The 17827-nt window shown below is 68.5% G+C and carries 16 protein-coding genes; 8 read left to right on the top strand and 8 right to left on the bottom strand.

Going from position 1 to position 17827, the window contains the following annotated elements; translation table 11 throughout:
- Positions 1 to 47 precede the first annotated feature (47 nt).
- The 4 genes from murJ (at position 48) to HNR07_RS25100 (ending at position 5317) form a co-directional block, all read left to right on the top strand.
- Complete coding sequence (murJ, locus tag HNR07_RS25115; protein WP_184367066.1) at positions 48 to 1928, top strand: murein biosynthesis integral membrane protein MurJ; 1881 nt, start codon at positions 48 to 50, stop codon at positions 1926 to 1928.
- Between the two features lie 246 nt (positions 1929 to 2174).
- A complete protein-coding gene (locus HNR07_RS25110) occupies positions 2175 to 3752 on the top strand; it encodes a protein kinase family protein (RefSeq protein ID WP_184367065.1) in 1578 nt (525 codons plus the stop codon).
- A gap of 30 nt (positions 3753 to 3782) precedes the next feature.
- Entirely contained in the window at positions 3783 to 4409 is a 627-nt protein-coding gene (sigM, locus tag HNR07_RS25105; RefSeq protein WP_184367064.1) for an RNA polymerase sigma factor SigM, read from the top strand.
- Positions 4410 to 4423: 14 nt separating this feature from the next.
- Positions 4424 to 5317, top strand: coding sequence for a hypothetical protein (locus HNR07_RS25100; RefSeq protein ID WP_184372640.1), 894 nt, complete (start codon positions 4424 to 4426; stop codon positions 5315 to 5317).
- Between the two features lie 11 nt (positions 5318 to 5328).
- Here HNR07_RS25100 and HNR07_RS25095 read toward each other — a convergent pair whose 3' ends face one another.
- Both HNR07_RS25095 and HNR07_RS25090 read right to left on the bottom strand, forming a co-directional pair.
- On the bottom strand, positions 5329 to 6009 hold the full coding sequence (locus HNR07_RS25095; RefSeq protein ID WP_184367063.1) for a response regulator: 681 nt from the start codon (positions 6007 to 6009) through the stop codon (positions 5329 to 5331).
- Positions 6006 to 7220: a sensor histidine kinase gene (locus tag HNR07_RS25090; RefSeq protein WP_184367062.1), complete on the bottom strand. Its 1215-nt coding sequence runs from the start codon at positions 7218 to 7220 to the stop codon at positions 6006 to 6008. Before HNR07_RS25090 ends, HNR07_RS25095 begins: the two co-directional genes overlap by 4 nt.
- A 160-nt stretch (positions 7221 to 7380) precedes the next feature.
- On the opposite strand from HNR07_RS25090, the gene HNR07_RS25085 reads away from it, so the two are divergent.
- From HNR07_RS25085 to HNR07_RS25070, 4 genes are all read left to right on the top strand, one after another.
- Positions 7381 to 7800 carry a hypothetical protein gene (locus HNR07_RS25085; RefSeq protein WP_184367061.1) on the top strand — a complete coding sequence of 140 codons (420 nt, stop codon included), beginning with the start codon at positions 7381 to 7383 and terminating at the stop codon, positions 7798 to 7800.
- A gap of 133 nt (positions 7801 to 7933) precedes the next feature.
- On the top strand, positions 7934 to 8866 hold the full coding sequence (trxB, locus tag HNR07_RS25080) for a thioredoxin-disulfide reductase (RefSeq protein ID WP_184367060.1): 933 nt from the start codon (positions 7934 to 7936) through the stop codon (positions 8864 to 8866).
- 72 nt (positions 8867 to 8938) lie between these two features.
- The gene (gene trxA, locus HNR07_RS25075; protein ID WP_184367059.1) at positions 8939 to 9262 is read left to right on the top strand and encodes a thioredoxin; all 324 of its coding nucleotides are present in this window, start codon (positions 8939 to 8941) and stop codon (positions 9260 to 9262) included.
- 99 nt (positions 9263 to 9361) lie between these two features.
- Positions 9362 to 10747, top strand: coding sequence for an IS30 family transposase (locus HNR07_RS25070; protein WP_449406846.1), 1386 nt, complete (start codon positions 9362 to 9364; stop codon positions 10745 to 10747).
- A 279-nt stretch (positions 10748 to 11026) separates the two neighbouring features.
- On the opposite strand, the gene HNR07_RS25065 is transcribed toward HNR07_RS25070, so the two are convergent.
- The 6 genes from HNR07_RS25065 to yidC form a co-directional block, all read right to left on the bottom strand.
- A complete protein-coding gene (locus HNR07_RS25065; protein WP_184367058.1) occupies positions 11027 to 11992 on the bottom strand; it encodes a ParB/RepB/Spo0J family partition protein in 966 nt (321 codons plus the stop codon).
- An 85-nt stretch (positions 11993 to 12077) separates the two neighbouring features.
- On the bottom strand, positions 12078 to 12905 hold the full coding sequence (locus tag HNR07_RS25060) for a ParA family protein (RefSeq protein ID WP_184367057.1): 828 nt from the start codon (positions 12903 to 12905) through the stop codon (positions 12078 to 12080).
- A gap of 209 nt (positions 12906 to 13114) precedes the next feature.
- Positions 13115 to 13846, bottom strand: coding sequence for a 16S rRNA (guanine(527)-N(7))-methyltransferase RsmG (gene rsmG / locus HNR07_RS25055; protein WP_246420494.1), 732 nt, complete (start codon positions 13844 to 13846; stop codon positions 13115 to 13117).
- A 498-nt stretch (positions 13847 to 14344) separates the two neighbouring features.
- Positions 14345 to 15592, bottom strand: coding sequence for a group II intron reverse transcriptase/maturase (ltrA, locus tag HNR07_RS25050; RefSeq protein ID WP_184361336.1), 1248 nt, complete (start codon positions 15590 to 15592; stop codon positions 14345 to 14347).
- A gap of 648 nt (positions 15593 to 16240) precedes the next feature.
- Positions 16241 to 16729, bottom strand: coding sequence for a Jag family protein (locus HNR07_RS25045; RefSeq protein ID WP_184367056.1), 489 nt, complete (start codon positions 16727 to 16729; stop codon positions 16241 to 16243).
- A gap of 143 nt (positions 16730 to 16872) precedes the next feature.
- The gene (yidC, locus tag HNR07_RS25040) at positions 16873 to 17808 is read right to left on the bottom strand and encodes a membrane protein insertase YidC (protein WP_184367055.1); all 936 of its coding nucleotides are present in this window, start codon (positions 17806 to 17808) and stop codon (positions 16873 to 16875) included.
- Between the last annotated feature and the right edge of the window lie 19 nt (positions 17809 to 17827).

Below are 17827 nucleotides of genomic sequence, written 5' to 3'. Positions count from 1 at the left end.
CCGCCGGAGTCCCGTAGTCGTCCCAGCCAGAAAAGGACCACCCGACGGTGTCCAGCGATCACCCCCGTCAGTACGCCGACGGTCCGGAGCCCGGACCGGAGCAACCCCCTGAGGATTCCTCCAGACGTCACCTGGTGATGCCCGGGGACGTCCTCGACGCCTACGAGCGTTCCGAGCCCCGGAGCGAACCGGAGACGGGCCTGAAGACGGTCCGGGACCCGAGCGAGATCGGTGACCTGGGTACCGCGGACCGCGCGGGCCTGGAGGACGGCGACGAGATCGGTGGTTCGTCCCACACCGGTCCGGGCAACATCGCGAAGTCGACCGCGATCATGGCGGTGGGCACGATCGCCTCCCGTGTCACGGGCTTCGTCCGCACCATCGTGCTGGCGGCGGCGATCGGCACCCAGCTGCTGGGTGACGCCTACCAGACCGCCGGCATGGTGCCGTACATGATCTACGACCTGCTCATCGGCGGGTTGTTGGCCAGTGTGTTCGTGCCGTTCCTGGTCAAGCGGCGCAAGCTGGACGCCGACGGCGGGAACAAGACCGAGCAGCGCCTGGTCACCCTGATGCTGCTGGCGCTGTTCGTGCTGACCCTGGTGTCGGTGCTGATCGCCGAGTGGTTCATCCGGATCTACGCGGGCGGGTTCAGCGGGGCGCAGTACGACGTCTCCGTCATCCTGGCCCGGTACCTGGTGCTCCAGATCTTCTTCATCGGCGCCAGCGGTCTGGCCAGCGCGATGCTGAACGCGCGCAACAGGTTCGGCGCTCCCATGTGGGCGCCGGTCGTGAACAACATCGTCATCATCGGCATCTGCCTGTGGTTCCTGTCCATCGCCGGGCCGGGCCGCACGCCGGAGACCGTGACCCAGAGCGAGCTGGCCCTGCTGGGCCTGGGTACCGCGCTCGGCCAGGTCGTCCAGGCGGCCGTGCTGTTGTGGGCTCTGTGGGCCGCTGGCTTCCGCTGGCGCCCCCGCCTGGACCTGCGCGGCTCCGGACTCGGCGAGGCTGCCAGCGCGGCCTCGTGGATGATGCTCTACATCGTCGTCGCCCAGGTGGGCGCCCTCGTCTCCACCAACGTCGCCACGCGCGCGGGTTCGATGTCCGCCGAGCTCGGCTACGACACGGGTTCGGGTATCGCGGCGTACAAGTTCGCGTCAATGCTGTTCCAGCTGCCGTACGCGATCATCGCGGTCTCGGTGATCACGGCCCTGCTGCCCCGGATGAGCGAGCACGTCGCGGCCGGGCGCAAGGACCAGGTGCGCAGCGACTTCTCCCGCGGCTTCCGCCTGTCGTCGGTGCTGATCGTGCCGATCTCGGTGGCGATGATCGTCTTCGCGGTCCCCTTCTGCGTGATGATCTACGCGCAGGGCAGCACCAGTGCCGAGGACGCGGCCGCGATCGGTCGCATCCTGATGGTCTTCTGCGTGATGTTGATCCCCTTCACGCTGTTCCAGCTGCAGATGCGCGTGTTCTACGCGCTGGGTGACACGCGTACCCCGGCCCTGGTCTCGATCCCCTCCGAGATCGCCCACGCGGTGACCGCGCTCAGCCTGCTGTACTTCATGGCCGACAGCCCGCAGCACATCGTGGTGTGGCTGCCGGTACCGTACGGGCTCTACTACATCGTGGGCTCGGTCATCATGTGGTACATGCTGCACAAGAGGCTGAACGGGCTGGACGGCCGCAGGACCGCGTCGACCCTGTTCAAGTTGCACGCGGCCACCGTCCCGGCGGCCGCGTTCGGCGTGCTGATGATCATCGTCTTCAACGGCCTCCCGGGGGATCTGTGGCCCGCCCTCGCGTCGATGGTGGCCGGAGGGCTGGTCGGTGCCGTACTGTTCGTGGTTGCCGCCAAGTTCCTCAATGTGACCGAAGTCACATCATTCCTCGATTTGGTCAAAACCCGGCTGCGACGCCGCTGATCACCTGGAATGGATGACGTTGGGTAGTCGCACCCTGGTACGTCCCAGAAGGTGAATGAGTACCCGATGTCCTCCAAAGAGGCTGTTCAGGCGTCCTAGCATGGACAGACACCGCTTTACCGCCAGAGCACCGTTTAGCCGAGCTGCCCGAAGGGAGGCTGGGGACAGCAGACAGGGCCGACCCCCTCGCGTGCGCCCACCGTGGCATCACGCGACCCAGCGGCACTGGCGCCCGTCACTCCCATCATGAGCACCTTCCTGATCGAACCCGGGGCGAAGCTGGCCAACCGCTACCGACTCGACCACGTGGTGAGCGAGACCGGTGGTGCGACCCGGTGGAAGGCCACCGACGAGACGCTCGCGCGTCCGGTCGCGGTATGGACCTTCGCCGAAGGATTCCCGCGCACCTCAGAGGTGGTCCGCGCGGCCCGTGCCACGAGCCGTATCCCGGACGCCCGCGTCACCCAGGTCTTCGACGCCGACGACACCTCACCCGTCCCCTACGTCGTCGAGGAGTGGGTCATCGGCTCCTCCCTCGCCGACCTCCTGGCACAGGGACCGATGGAGCCCGAGCGCGCGGCGGGCCTGGTCGCCGAGGCGGCCGAGGCCATCTCCGCCGCGCACGCCCAGGGGCTCCACCACCTTTGCCTGTCCCCCAGCAAGCTCATGTGGAGCAGCGGCGGAGCGGTCAAGGTCACCGGTATCGGCGTGGACGCCGCGCTGCTGGGGAACAACGTCCCCCAGCCCGGCGCGGTCGACGCCCAGGGCCTGGGCAACCTGCTCTACGCGGCGCTCACCGGCTACTGGCCCAGCGGTCCGCAGAGCGGCCTGCCCGGCGCCCCGCAGGGGCCCATGGGCCCCTACCCGCCCGGACAGCTCCGGCAGGGCGTGAGCGAACCCCTGGCCTCCATCACCACCCGCGCGGCGCTGCCGCAGCTGGTCGGTCAGATGGTGCCGGGACCGCCCATCTCCAGCCCCGCCGAGTTCTGCTCGGCCATGGCCGCGGTGCCGCGGCTCATCCCGCTGCCGGTCTCCCCGGCGGAGACCTCGCAGCAGCCCGAGCCCGGCACCTCCCGGCGCACGGGCGAGTTCGACGCCACCAACAGCCAGCGGCGCGGCGGCCGCAACGGTTCGGCTCCGGCCCGGAGCAACGGCGCCCGACCGGCACCCTCACGCATGGACCAGCGGGCCACCCGCGACAAGGGCGGTTCGGCCAAACGGATCCTGATCGGTGCGGTGGCGGTGGCGCTGTTCGCCGCCGTCGTCGTCGGGGCCTGGCAGTTCGGCTCGATGATGAACCCCGGATCGGACGAGGCCGTCGACCCGAGCGCCAGCACGACCGAGGACGAGCCGGACGACGCGGAGTTGACGGTCTTCGACATCAACGGGGCCCGGGGCTTCGACCCGATGCCGAACGGCGACGGTGACGAGCACTCCCAGAACGCCCACCTCGCCTTCGACGACGACACGGACAGCAGCTGGAGGACCCAGGGCTACTGGGACCCCCTGGAGATGCAGAAGGAGGGCGTCGGCCTCCTGCTGGACCTGGAGTCCAGCGAGCAGGTCCACGAGGTGGACCTGCTGCTCTCCGGTGGAACTCACGGTGTGGAGATCCGGGTCGGGGACAGCGACGAGGTCAGCGATCAGGAAAGCCTGGACGCCAACCTCCCGGCCGCGTGGTCGGGCAGCGTCGGCGGCGAAGAGACCATCCCCCTCGACGAGAGCGCGACCGGACGGTACGTCCTGATCTGGTTCACCGAGCTCCCGGAGAACGACGGAGAATGGCGTGGGACCATTAACGAGGTCGAGGTACGCGGGACCTAGTTCTAGTTGTGGGGTATGTGATCAGCGCTGATGGACGCGTCCCAGGAGCTTCCTGACAAGGAGCTGTTGTCAAGACACGCTCAGGGTGACGAACAGGCGTTCGCGGTACTGGTTCGCCGCCACCGTGAGCGCCTGTGGGCTGTCGCCATCCGGATGATGGGCGAGCCGGAGGAAGCCTCGGACGCCCTCCAGGACGCCTTCCTGTCCGCGTTCCGCGCCGCCGACCGCTTCCGGGGCGACGCCCAGGTCACGACCTGGCTGCACCGCATCGTGGTCAACGCCTGCCACGACCGCCTCAGACGGCGCAAGGTGCGCCCGGCCACCCCGACCGAGGACGAGACCCTCGACGTCATCTCCAACGAACGCCTGAGCCGTTCAGGGGGCGGCCACGACCACGCGGCGCAGACCGAGGCCCGCCTGGACGTGCACGCCGCCCTGGAGCTCCTGCCGCTGGACCAGCGCATGGCGTTGACCCTCGTGGACATGCTCGGCTACCGCGTGGACGAGGCCGCCGAGATCCTCGAGGTCGCCTCGGGCACGGTCAAGAGCAGATGTGCTCGAGGTCGCGCCAAACTTCTTCCCTCACTGGCCCATCTAAGGAACCCTGGGCCGCCCCGAGACGTCACATCTGGGAGAGGAGGTGCCAACCCATCGTGACGTCCCATCCAGACGTGGAGGCACTCGCCTTCTTCGCGGAGGACCTTCTGGCCCCCGACGAAGAACGCTCCGTGGCCGCCCACATCGAGACCTGCGCGAACTGCGCCACCACCCTCGACGAGCTCTCAGGGGTCACCCGTGTCCTCGCCGAGGCACCCGCACCCGCGCTGCCGCAAGACGTCGCCGACCTCCTCGACGGCCGCATCTCCGAAGCCGTGGACGAACGCTCGGCGGCCGCCTCTTCAGCTGGGGCACCTGCGCCTGAGACACCCGTGCCCGGACCCCACGGTCCGGAGAGCACCGAACCCGGAACACCCGCGGACGACGCGCTCGCCCCGGTCGTTCCCCTCGCCGCCCGACGCCGACGCTTCGGCCTGCCGCACCTGATGGCGGTCGCCGCCGCGTCCGTGTTCGTGGTCGGCGGCGGTGCCGCGATCATCAGCGGGGTGATGGGCGGCCAGCAGGAGAGCGGCATCGCCTCACCGCTGATGGACGAGGACGCCGAACCGGAGGTCGCCCCCGACACCGCCCAGTCCTACTCCGCCGAGTCGGTGGCCAGCGGCACGGTCTACACCGAGGAGGGGCTCGGCGCCCAGGCAGCCGGCGTCCTGGCCGCGGCAGAAGCCGGGCCCACGGAGAGCGAGGGGGCCGAGGAGGACATGGGCGCCCAGGCCGTGAAGGGCCTGCCTGCCGGCGCACAGGAGTGCGTCACCCGCTTCGAGGAGGCCAACGGCGTCCGGGTCACCCTGGTCGACGACGCGCACTTCGACTCCGGCGACGGCGCCGAGCGCGCGTGGGTCCTGTTCACCCGGGACACCGAAGGCGCCTCCGCTGTCGTGCTCGACCCCGGCCAGTGCTCCCGGGGCAGCAGCTTCGACTCCGGGATCCTCGCCGAGCAACCGCTGTAACGGGTCTGCTCTCAACCGTTTCCCGGGCGGACCAACCCTGTCTCATAAGCCAGCACCACCAGGCCCACGCGGTCACGGACGTCGAGTTTGGCGAGCAGGCGGCCCACATGGGTACGGGCTGTGGCCGGGCTCAGGTGAAGGTGCCCGCCGATCTCCTGGTTGGACATCCCGCGGCCGACCAGGGCGAGGACCTCGCGTTCACGATCGGTCAGGACGTCCAGGCGGGCGGCGGCCCCGGGCGGGAGCGCGGTGGCGGCCAGGCGTTCGATCACGCTCCGGGTCACCCCGGGTGAGAGCAGGGCGTCCCCGGCCGCGACCGTGCGGACCGCCTCCCTGAGCTCGCGGGGTTTGGCGTCCTTGAGCAGGAACCCGGCCGCGCCCAGGCGCAGCGCGGCGAACACGTTGTCGTCCTCGCCGAAGGTGGTGAGGACGACGACCCGGGTGTCGACATGTCGGCGCCCCGACGTGTCGACACGTCGACGTTCCAGTTCTTGCAGGACGTCGAGGCCGTCCACCGCGGGCATCTGGAGGTCGAGCAGGACCACCTCCGGTCGGAAGCGGTCGATTTGCGCCAACGCCTGGCGGCCGTCGGCGGCCTCGGCCACCACCTCGATGTCGCCGTCCCGTTCCAGCAGCGAACGGACCCCGGCGCGCACGAGCTCCTGGTCGTCCACGAGCAGGACCCTCCTCACGCGTCACCTCCGAGGGGGATCCGGGCGCGCACGCGGAACCCGCCGCCGGGGGCGGCTCCCGCCTGCAGTGTTCCCTCCACCATCCGTACCCTCTCCCGCATCCCGGCCAGTCCCATGCCCTTGCCGTGTTCATCGGCGGGGGCGGCCGTCCCGTCATCGGTGACCGTCACCTCGAGCGCGTCCTCCGTTCGTTCGATCAGCACTGCGGCGCAGCGGGCCCGCGCATGCCGGATGGTGTTGGTGAGGGCCTCCTGGACCACGCGGTACGCGGTCGCGTCGACCAGCCCTGGCAGCCCCGGCGGCACCAGGGTTCCCTCCCCGGCGGCGTTCCCCCTCACCTCGACGGCCAGCCCCGCGGCCCGAACCGAGGCCACCAGCTCCGCCAGGTGGGCCAGGCCTGCGACCTGTTCCACTCCTCCGTCGGCCCCTCCCCCGCTCCCGGAGCCGCGCAGCGCGCGCACCGTCGAGCGCAGATCGCGCAACCCTTCCCGGGCGGCCTGGGCGACGTGCTCCAGCTCCGTGCGGGCCGCGGACAAGTCCACCGCGCCCTCCTCCAGGGCTTCCCCGGCCACCGCGGTGTGCAGGGACACGACCGACAGGTGGTGGCCGACCGCGTCATGCAGGTCCCGGGCGATCCGGGCGCGTTCGCGGGCCAGGCGTTCAGCCGACTCCGCTTCCCGGGCCTGGCGGTCCAGTTCCGCGATGCGCTCGCGTTGGCGGGCGCCCTCCCGGCGCTGCTTCGCCCCGTCCCCGAGGGCGATCGCCGCCCCCATGATCGCTGCCGTCGACGCCAGTTCGTATCCGAGGAGGAAGGCGAGGTCCTGGCCCTCCAGCGCCCTGCTCGATGTGGAGACGAGCACCAGTGCCACCGCCGCTCCCACCGTCCACGAAGTACGGCCGAAGGAGGCTGCCGAGTACAGGGCTGCCGCCATGGGGACCGCAAGGCCGATGACGGGGAGGTCCACGACGTAGTAGGTGATCAGGAGCAGCGAAGTGACCAGGAGAACGGTCATGGGCCACCTGCGCCGAACCAGCATGAGCAGGCCGAGGGCCGCCGCGAACCCGTACGCCACCGCGGGGTGGGGGGCACCGCCGCCGATGTCCGCGCCGATCGCGATCGCCACGACGGCGAAGACGGCGAACCCCAGCAGCGCGTCGATGATGACGGCCTGGCGGCCAGAACGATCGCGGGAGCCTGAGTGGTCGGGCATGCGGCGATTCTACGGAGCGCGCCCCGCGGGCACCCGCTCTCCCGCGCGCGCCCGGCTACGCGTTTGGACGTACCGGAGAGGGAGCGGTGGCGGACGCCCCGGGGCCGGTGTCCTCCGTAACGTCCGAAGGGACAGCAGCGAAGCAGGAGGGGGACCAGTCATGGACCGGCAGCAGAACACCCTGAGCGGCATCCCGTGGTCGCTGGTGCTCGCACTCGGCGCCCTCGCCCTGTTGCGGCCCCTGATGAGCGCCACCGGGGTCTCCGAGGCGATCGGCTCGCCCTGGGCTCAGCTGGGGGCGACCGTACTCATCACCGCGGCCTGGGTCGCGGCCGTGGTCGTGGCCCGGGTCCCCCGCCCGTTCCTCACCCTGGTCTGCACCGGGGTGGCCTACGGGGTGCTCACGATCGTGGTGAGCGCGGCGCTGTCCCCGTTCCTCCTCGGAGAGCTCCAGGGGCCGATCACCAACCCGTTCGCGGTGGTGTCGGTACTCCTCACCAACGCGCTCTGGGGGGCCGTCTCCGGAGGCCTGGCCCTGGCGGTCCGAGCGGCCCTGGGCCGAGGTCCGAAACGGGGCTGAGATCTATACCCCGCCCCCGTACGCTGGGCGGATGTCAGGGCGGGAATGGGGTGCGCCTACCATCGGTTGTGCTAACCATCTTCCCCTGTCACGCCATCGTGGCCGGGCAGCGACTGTGTGAAGGGCCTAGAGCGTGAGTGACGTCCGCAATGTCATCATCATCGGTTCCGGACCGGCGGGTTACACCGCCGCCGTGTACGCCGCGCGCGCGGAACTGCGCCCGCTGGTGTTCGAGGGGTCCATCACGGCCGGTGGTGCGCTCATGAACACCACCGACGTCGAGAACTTCCCCGGCTTCCCGGACGGGATCATGGGCCCGGACCTCATGGACAACCTGCGCAAGCAGGCGGAGCGCTTCGGCGCCGAGCTGGTCCCCGAGGACGTCACCGACGTGGACTTGACCAAGCCGGTCAAGGAGGTCACCGCGGGCGGTGAGACCTTCCTCGCGCACACCGTCATCCTGGCCACCGGCTCCGGCTACCGCGAGCTGGGCGTCCCCGGCGAGAAGGAACTGTCCGGCCGGGGCACCTCCTGGTGCGCCACCTGCGACGGCTTCTTCTTCCGCGACCAGGACATCGCGGTTGCGGGCGGCGGCGACACCGCCATGGAGGAGGCCCTCTTCCTCACCCGCTTCGCCAAGTCGGTGACGGTCATCCACCGCCGTGACGAGCTGCGCGCCAGCAAGATCATGGCCGAGCGCGCCTTCGCCAACGACAAGATCACCTTCCTCTGGGACACCGAGATCACCGAGGTCCTCGGAGAGGACCGCGTCAGCGGGCTCAAGCTGATCAACAACAAGACCAACGAGACCAGCACCCTGGACGTGACCGGTCTGTTCGTCGCGATCGGCCACGACCCGCGCGTGGAGCTCTTCCAGAAGCAGATCGAGCTCGACGAGGAGGGTTACGTGAAGGTGGACGCCCCGTCCACGCGGACCAACCTCGAGGGCGTCTTCGCCGCGGGCGACGTGGTCGACCACCAGTACCGCCAGGCGATCACCGCCGCGGGCACCGGGTGCTCGGCCGCGTTGGACGCCGAGCGCTTCCTGGCCGAGATGGGCAACTAACGCCCCTCGGGCAGCGGACCAGCCTCCCCCGCACCTTCCATCCGGTTTCGTCGAACCAAGGAGAACCAAGCAGTGCCCACCGTCAAGAACGCCACCGACGCCACCTTCAAGGCGGACGTCCTCGACAACAGCAAGCCGGTCCTGGTGGACTTCTGGGCCGACTGGTGCGGCCCCTGCAAGCAGATGGCCCCGGTCCTGGACAAGCTCGCCGAGGAGCACGGCGACAAGATCGATGTCGTCAAGATCAACACCGACCAGAACCCCGAAACCCCCCGCGCGTACAACGTCATGTCGCTGCCGACCATGAACGTGTACAAGGACGGCGAGGTCGTCAAGCAGATCATCGGCGCCAAGCCGAAGCGTCTCCTGGAGCAGGAGCTCGCCGAGTTCCTGTAGGCCCGGGAACCGAGCACACGCGAGCCGAGAGGCCCCCAGGTCCGACTTGGGTTCTAGTGGTGGTCGCAACACCCTGACTTTGGGGAGGTTGCGACCACCGTGTCGTTTTCCAAGCAAGAACTGGCCCGGCTGCGGGAGCGGTTCCTGGAGCTGATGACCGAGTCCGGGAACGTCACCGAGGTAGCCCGAAAGCTCGGTATCAACCCCAACACCGCGTTCACCTGGGCACGCAAAGCCGGACTACGCTCCAGGCGCCAGCAGCGCCGCCACCCAGCACGAGACGAGTACCACCGCCTGCGTCAGAGCGCTGTGCCCCGCCGAGAGGCCGCCCGGCGGGTCGGGATCAACGAGCGCACCGCCAAAGACTGGGACCGCGGGGTACGCAAGTCCGGCAACTCAAGGATCTATGCCGATGGCCGCCGGGTGAACTACTCCACCGGACAGACCACCATAGAGCCCATGACCAGCCCCCAACCAGCGTTGGACGCACTCGAACGGCAGGTGCATCCACGCTTTTTGACCCTGCACGAGCGGGAGAGGATCGCTGACCTTCACCGGGCCGGGTGGAGCCTGCGAGCGATCGGCCGCGACCTGGGGCGACCCGCCTCGACGATCAAGCGTGAACTCGACCACCACCGTGGCCAGGACGGCTCCTACGGCGCCTATACGGCCCAACGCCGGGCCATCGCACAGCGGGCGCGTCCCAAACCCGCCAAGCTCGCCTGCCCCGGCCCCTTGCGCGACTACGTCGCCCAAGGGTTGGAGGAACAATGGTCCCCCGAGCAGATCAGCAACCGGATCGTTGAGGACCATCCTGATGACCAGGACATGCGTGTGAGCCACGAAACGATCTACCAGGCGCTCTACGTCCAGGCCCGGGGCGGGCTCAAACGCGAGGTCGCCGCCGCGCTGCGCACCGGACGCATCCGACGCAAGCCCCGCCGTTCCTCCGAGCACAGGCAGAGCCGGTTCGTTGATCCGATGGTGATGATCAGCGAGCGCCCCGCCGAGGTCGAAGACCGTGCTGTTCCAGGGCATTGGGAGGGCGATTTGATCACGGGGGCGCATAACAAGTCCGCGATCATCACCTTGGTCGAGCGGTCGAGCAGGTATGTGATGCTCGGGCACCTGCCCGGCGAGCACACCGCCGAGGCGGTGGGAGGCGTTCTGAGCGCTCTGGTCCAGACGCTGCCCGAGCATCTGCGCGGGTCCTTGACCTGGGACCAGGGCAGCGAGATGGCCGGTCACAGAAGGTTCTCGGTGGATACGGGGGTGCCGGTGTTCTTCTGCGACCCGGCCTCGCCCTGGCAGCGCGGGTCGAACGAGAACACCAACGGGCTGTTGCGCCAGTACTTTCCCAAGGGCACCGATCTGTCGGTGCACGGCCCGCTGGACCTGGAGCACGTGGCTCAGAAGCTGAACGGTCGGCCACGCAAAACGCTCGGCTGGAAAACTCCAGCCGAGCGTTTGCATACACTCGTGTGATCAACGAGGTGTTGCGATGACCCCTTGAATCCACCGACCGGCCGGGGGCTGTCGGCGTTCCCGCAAGCTCGCCCGGGGGTGGCCGCCCCCGCACTCCCCCACGTCGCTCCTGGCGTTTCGAGGCGGCCTGTTTCACGTGAAACAGGCCCCGCGCATCAGCCCCGGCGGCTGTTCCCGGACACGCTGCCCGGACGCCCCGACCCGGACACGACGATGGCGGTGTTTCACGTGAAACACCGCCATCGCGCGCGAGGGTGGAAGGTCAGTTCTCGCGGTCCATCAGTTGTCCCGGTCCATCTGGCCGATGATCCGCTCCAGGTCCTCCATCGTCGCGAACTCCACGACGATCTTGCCCTTCTTCCGGCCGATGTCCACCTTGACGGTGGTGTCGAGCCGGTCGCCCAGCCGTGTAGCCCACTCCTCGATCTGCGGGGGGTTACTGATCCGGCCGGCGGCGGACCGGCGGGGTTTCTCCTCCTCCGGGATCTCCCGGAGCGCGACGATCTCCTCCAGCGAGCGGACCGACAGGCCTTCGTCGTTGACCCGCTTGGCAAGACGCTCCTGGGCCTCGGGGTCATCGATCGCCAGCAGCGCACGCGCGTGGCCCGCGCTGAGCACCCCGGCCGCCACCCGCGTCTGCACCTTCCCTGGGAGGTTGAGCAGACGCAGTGTGTTGGCGATGTGTGAACGCGACTTACCGACCTGCTGGGCCAGCTCCCCCTGGGTGGTGCCGAAGTCGTCCAGCATCTGCTGGTACGCGGCCGCCTCCTCCAGCGGGTTGAGCTGCTGCCGGTGCAGGTTCTCCAGGAGCGCCTCCCGGAGCAGCTCGTCGTCGTCCGTCTTCCGGACGATCGCGGGGATCCGCTCGAGCTCCGCGAGCTTGCTCGCCCGGAACCGGCGCTCCCCCATGATCAGCTCGTAGCGGGGATGGTCCCCGCCCTCGAGCTTGCGGACCACGACGGGCTGAAGCAGACCGACCTCGATGATCGAGTCCCTCAGCTCCTCCAGGGCCTCCTCGTCGAAGTGCGTCCTGGGCTGACGGGGGTTGGGGGTGATCGAGGCGAGCTCGAGCTCCTCCAGGTAGGTCCCGTCCGGCATCTCCACCGGGCCCTGCTGAACCTCGGGGGGTTCGGGGACGGCGGACACCGTCGTCTCGCGAACGCTCTCCACCGGCGCGGGGGCGGTCGGCCCCTGCGGAATGAGCGCCCCCAGTCCCTTGCCCAGTCCGCGCCGCTGCTGGCTCACCGGCAACTCCCTCCACACTCCTTGCGTGTTTCCGCTCGACCGGCCGCGCCGGTCGAGCGGAGTGTTTCACGTGAAACAACCACCGTCAGCCGACGTTGAGCCCCTCGGCCCGAAAGGCGATCTCGCGAGCCGCCTCCAGGTAGGCCACCGCGCCGGTGGACGTGGGGTCGTAGGTCATGACCGACTGCGCGTAACTGGGCGCCTCGGAGACACGAACACTCCGCGGCACCAAAGTGTCCAGAACGAGCTCGCCGAAGTGCGAGCGCACCTCGTCGGCCACCTGCTGGGCGAGCCGGGTCCGGCCGTCGTACATCGTCAGCAGAATCGTGGTGATCGACAGCCCCGTGTTCAGGTGCGACTTGACCAGCTCCACGTTGCGCAGCAGTTGACCGAGCCCCTCCAGCGCGTAGTACTCGCACTGGATCGGAATCATGACCTCGTCGCACGCCACCATCGCGTTGACCGTCAACAGGCCGAGCGAGGGCGGGCAGTCGATGAGGATGTAGTCGAGGTCCGACGTGTCGTAGGCCGCGAAGGCCCGCTTGAGCCGGGCCTCACGGGCGACCAGGGAGACCAGTTCGATCTCCGCGCCCGCCAGGTCGATGGTGGCCGGGGCGCACCAAAGGTTGGGGATGTCCGGGACCGGCTGAGCCAGCTTACGGATCTCCTCGTCCTCGACCAGGCAGTGGTAGATGGACCGGGTCTGGTTGTCGCGTTCCATGCCAAGAGCGGTGGACGCGTTCCCCTGCGGGTCGAGATCGACCACGAGGACACGCTGACCGTGCATGGCCAGGGCGGCGGCGATGTTCACCGTCGTGGTGGTCTTGCCCACCCCGCCCTTCTGGTTGGCGACGCTGATCACCCGGCAGGACTTGGGGCGAGGCCAAGGGTCCTCGTGCCCACGAACCTCCATCGCGGCATGCGCCGCGCGGGCAATGGGGGTGTCGGGGACGCCTTCGCGGGCCGTGTCGCCATGCCATGTTTCACGTGAAACAGGGGGCTGGCTCACCGCGGGGTCCGCTGATGTCTCACGTGAGACATCGAGCAGATCTCCATAGGCGCCCGCTGGTGTTTCACGTGAAACACCAGCGTTGTCGGCTGGGTTCTGGGGCACGAATGAGTTCACCTCTTCCGTCCGCGCTTCTTCTTGCCGTTCCGCGCCTTCTTCTGGGAACCTCCCGACGCGGACGGACCACCGTCGGATGTCACCGTGACGCGAACGACCGTGGTAGCGGGATCGACTTTACCCCGCCCAACCCTGATCACATCGCAGACGCCAGGGCGCAGTTTCGAAACGTCTTTCTCCGCCTCGGCCAGTTCGGCCTCCGCCTGCTCCCCCTTGAGGGCCAACAGGCTGCCGCCCTTGCGCAGTAGAGGCAGCGACCACCCCGCCAGCCGGGAGAGCGGTGCGACCGCCCGGGCTGTGACGAAGTCGGTGTACAGCTCTCCGTGCGCTTCCTCCGCGCGGCCCCGCCGAACCTCCACGTTGGTCAGGCCAAGGGCCTCGACCGCCTCGTCGAGGAAGACCGTCCGCCGCAGCAGGGGCTCCAGGAGAGTCATCTTGATATCCGGACGCAGCAGACCGAGCACCAGACCGGGCAGTCCCGCACCCGATCCGACGTCCACCACCTCCGCGCCCTCGGGGATCAGCTCCTCGACGACAGCGCAGTTGATGAGGTGTCGCTCCCAGAGGCGGGGCACCTCGCGCGGGCCGATCAGCCCGCGACGCACCCCGTCGTCAGCGAGGAGTTCGGCATAGCGCGTCGCCACGGGCAGGGTGTCTCCGAAGACCGCCACCGCCTGCGGGGGCGGCGCGGGGAGCGTAGCGCCGGGCTCCTCAGTGCCCGAGGTCATCGGTCACCACCTGTCGGAACTCGTCCATCGTCACTTCCATGAACCGTTGGGTCGCCATGTCGACCTGTCCACAAGGGGACATCGGCCGACCGACACGGGAAGCGCGCGGCGGATCGCGGTCGTCGCGCGCATGGGGTTTGCTTCCTTCCCCGCACGGATCGCATGGCGCGCGGCTCCACTCGCGGCGTCACCCCGGGAGTCCCGAGGGCGGCACGACTCGTGTCGGGAAGGCCCCCGGAGATGATCCTACGCGGGGGCCGCACCCGGGTTTCACGTGAAACACCTCCCGCGCCCGTGGTACGCCTCGCTCCTCCGAGCGATGTCGGCATCAGCAGGCTTCCCCTCAGGCAGCGCCCCGAGGACGGCGGCCTGGCTCCGTCCCCCTCGGATCGCCCTTGGCACAGCGGGCCTGTTCGTCTCCGGGATCGGGTAGGAGGGCCGGGTCGCCCGGCCCTCCCCCCACACCACCGGACATGCGGGCCCGCATCCGGCGGTTCGTCAAACTGATCTCAACCGCTGCCAGGTCGGCTTGAGCATCCGCAGACCAAAGCCCTCCCAGTAGGAGTTGGGCAGCGCCTGCTGAAGGACGACCGAGCCACCGATCCGCCAGTACCCCTTGCTGCTGATCACCCAGTCCCGGGCCACACGATCCGAGATACCGAGCGAGCGCAACATCCGGCGGCGGGTCCTGGCCCGCTTCCATTCCTTCCAACGGACCTGCCGCATCCTGCGGCGGAGCCATTCATCCAACCCCTGGAACACCCTGGGGGTGTCCGCGAGCCGGAAGTAACCCATCCACCCGACGATGAACCGGTTCAACCGGCCGATGCGATACTCCATCGCAACCGACCACCGGCGCGAGGTCAGCTCCCGGATCCGCACCTTCCAGCGCCTGAGCGCCTTGGGATCGACCCGGATACGCACCCCGGCCCGGGTGAAGTAGAAACCGAACCCCAGCAACGTCGCGACGGATGCCGGAACCACCTTCGACTTCTCCCGGTTCACCTTCAGCTTCAACCGCTGCTCGACCACGACCGTGATCGAGTCGAGCACCCTGTGAGCGGCCCGCCTGCTACGCGTGAAGACACGGATGTCATCGGCGTAGCGCACGAACCGGTGACCGCGACGCCACAGCTCCCGATCCAGGTCGTCGAGCATGATGTTGGACAGGACCGGCGAAAGCGGAGACCCCTGCGGGGTCCCCTGCGCGCTCGGCATCTTGACCCCGTCCGCCATGATCCCGGCTTCCAGAAAGGACCGGATCAGTCGCAGCACCCTGCGGTCGTCAACCCTGCGCGCCACCCGGGCCATCAACACATCGTGCTGGACCCGGTCGAAGAACCGGTCCAGGTCGATGTCCACGACCCATCGGTGGCCGTCCTCAATAGCCCGCCGCGCGACCCGCACCGCCTGATGGGCGGACCGGCCGGGACGGAACCCGAACGAAGACCCGGAGAACTCCGGGTCGAAGATCGGGGTGAGGACCTGCGCGATGGCCTGCTGGATCAAACGGTCCAGCACCGTGGGAACACCCAGCATCCGCTCGCCGCCCCCGGGCTTGGGGATCATCACCCGGCGGACCGGCGAGGGCCGGTATCTCCCCGCGTCGAGTTCTTCCCGAACGCCCTCCCAGTGCTCGCGCAGCCATCCCCGCAGATCAGCGGTAGTGACTCCATCCACACCCGGGGCACCCCGGTTGGTCTCGACCCGTTCGAGCGCCGCGGCCAGGTTCGCGCTGGACAGCATTCGCTGCCACAGATCCCCCTGGCCGTGGTGGACATCGTCTCCAGGCCGCGCCGACAGGTCACTACGCTCTACGGCGGTACTCAACGGAAATGCACCGTCCCCTCCCACCGCAGGCCCGCCTTCGGCGGGGTGGCTGCGATCTGTGTGACCAGCACGAGCGGCACCGGTTCCTCTGTCCCATTTGACGTTCGGCCCTTCCCAGCCCACGAGCGATCCCGGCTGGTACTACGACCTCTGCTGACTTCTGCCCGGTCAGCCGCTCCCTTGCGGTCGCGGCCGTCGGCGCGGCGACATACTCAGCACAACCGACACCCGGACAGACCTCCCCAGGTAAGAACAGCTACTTTCCCCCTACGCCTGCCGCATCTACACCCCGGCCGTCTTGGCAGTGACGGGCTTCGCCATCCATGGCTGGCTCACCCCGACCGGACTGCCTTGTATGCGGTTCGTGTTCCTCAGTGCAGGGTTTCGCCTCGGGCTTCCTCCCGACCCCACCTCGCGGTGACGCCGTTGCCTCCGGCTCAGAGTTAGCACTGCCGCTTCCTCTAGAGGACTTCCACCTCCAAGCAACTGCCCATGCTGGGCACACCACGACGAAGGGGCGGTGTTTCACGTGAAACACCGCCCCTTGGGTCTGACCTTGTTCCGCTAGTCGGCGGGGTGGACCACCACGTAGCGGTTGGGCTCCTCGCCCTCAGACTCGCTGCGCAGACCGGCCGCGGCCACGGCGTCGTGCACGACCTTGCGCTCGAACGGGGTCATCGGCTCCAGCGGGTGAATGTCGCCGGTCTCCTTGACCTTGTTCGCGGCCTCGGCGCCGATCTGGAAGAGCACCTTGCGGCGCCCCTCGCGGTAGCCGCCGATGTCCAGCATCAGGCGGCTGCGCTCACCGGTGACCCGGTGCACGGCCAGACGGGTCAGCTCCTGGAGGGCCTCCAGTACCTCACCGTCGTCACCGATCAGCTCGTCCAGGGTGGCGCCGACGACGGAGACCATCGCGCGGTCGCCCTCGACGTCCATGTCGATGTCGCCGTCGAAGTCCGCGATGTCGAGGAGGCCCTCGATGTAGTCCGCGGCGATGTCACCCTCGTTCTCCAGGGCGTCGACATCGATTCCGGCCTCAGGTGCCTCAGCCACCGCTACTCCACCGCTCTCTTCCTCGCTACTTCCCACAGCGATCCCGTCTCCTCAATCCGTCAGTCCCTGACCGTCGTACGCCTCAGGGGCATTGTCGCCTGCGCACTCGAAAGTCGCCGCGGCCGACACGAAACAGGGAGGCCCTACTTGGACCCACCGCTGCGCTTGGAACGCGTCTGCTTCTTCGGCTGCTTGCGTTCGATCTTAGGCCGTTCCTTCGGTTCCGGCGCGGGTTCGGGCGCCTTCTTCCGGCCGAGCATGCCCTTGTTGGAACCCTTGGCGCTGCCCTTGTCGGAGTCGGCGGCCTCACCGGGAAGCGGCTGGTTCCGGTAGAGGAAGTGCTGCTGCACCATCGTCCAGACGTTGGACGTGACCCAGTAGACGAGCACACCGATCGGCATCATGAGACCGAAGAGCCCGAACGCGGGCGCCATGTACATCATGATCTTCTGGGTCTGCATCATCGGGTTGTCGGGCTGCTGCGCGATGCTGCGCTTGATGCTCTGACGCATGGTCAGGAACGTCGTGGCACCCATGACCACACAGGCGATCGCGATGACGATCTTCGCCATGATGGGGTCGGTCGCGCCGAGCGCCAGCAGGTCCTCTTCCGAGGTGTTGAACTGGGCGGCGATCGGGGCCGCGAAGATCATCGCCTCACGGGCGTTGTTGGCGAGCTCCTCGGTGAAGCCGTAACGGGCGTGGCCCTCGGCGACGCTGCGCAGCACGCTGAACAGTGCGAAGAAGACCGGCATCTGGAGCAGCAGCGGGAGGCAGCCCATGATGGGGTTGGTGCCGCTCTCCTGGTAGAGCTTCATCGACTCCTTCTGGAGTCGCTCCTTGTCGTGCTTGTAGCGCTCCCGAAGCTTCATGATCTTCGGCTGCACTTCCTGCATCTTGCGCTGCGTGTTCATCTGCTTGACGAACAGCGGCACCATCAGGAGTCGCATCAGACAGGTCAGCAGCACGATGGACAGGCCCCAGGCCCAGCCGCTGTCGGGGTTCAGGCCGACGAAGGTCAGACCCGAGTGGATCCAGACCAATACGTGGCCGATGATGTTGTAAAGCCAGTCCAGCACCGGCCAACTCCTCGGTGAT

The organism is Nocardiopsis metallicus, from assembly GCF_014201115.1.
Lineage (GTDB): Bacteria > Actinomycetota > Actinomycetes > Streptosporangiales > Streptosporangiaceae > Nocardiopsis > Nocardiopsis metallicus.
The sequence above is the reverse complement of the archived record's forward strand: the minus strand, read 5'-3'. Positions and strand labels throughout refer to the sequence as shown.

What these genes read in the sequence shown, in the direction of transcription:
- HNR07_RS25110 (WP_184367065.1), top strand. Translation starts at nt 2,175, where the DNA reads ATGAGCACCTTCCTGATCGAACCCGGGGCGAAGCTGGCCAACCGCTAC.
- sigM (WP_184367064.1), top strand. Translation starts at nt 3,783, where the DNA reads ATGGACGCGTCCCAGGAGCTTCCTGACAAGGAGCTGTTGTCAAGACAC.
- HNR07_RS25090 (WP_184367062.1), bottom strand. Translation starts at nt 7,220, where the DNA reads ATGCCCGACCACTCAGGCTCCCGCGATCGTTCTGGCCGCCAGGCCGTC.
- HNR07_RS25085 (WP_184367061.1), top strand. Translation starts at nt 7,381, where the DNA reads ATGGACCGGCAGCAGAACACCCTGAGCGGCATCCCGTGGTCGCTGGTG.
- HNR07_RS25060 (WP_184367057.1), bottom strand. Translation starts at nt 12,905, where the DNA reads ATGGAGGTTCGTGGGCACGAGGACCCTTGGCCTCGCCCCAAGTCCTGC.
- rsmG (WP_246420494.1), bottom strand. Translation starts at nt 13,846, where the DNA reads ATGACCTCGGGCACTGAGGAGCCCGGCGCTACGCTCCCCGCGCCGCCC.
- ltrA (WP_184361336.1), bottom strand. Translation starts at nt 15,592, where the DNA reads ATGCTGTCCAGCGCGAACCTGGCCGCGGCGCTCGAACGGGTCGAGACC.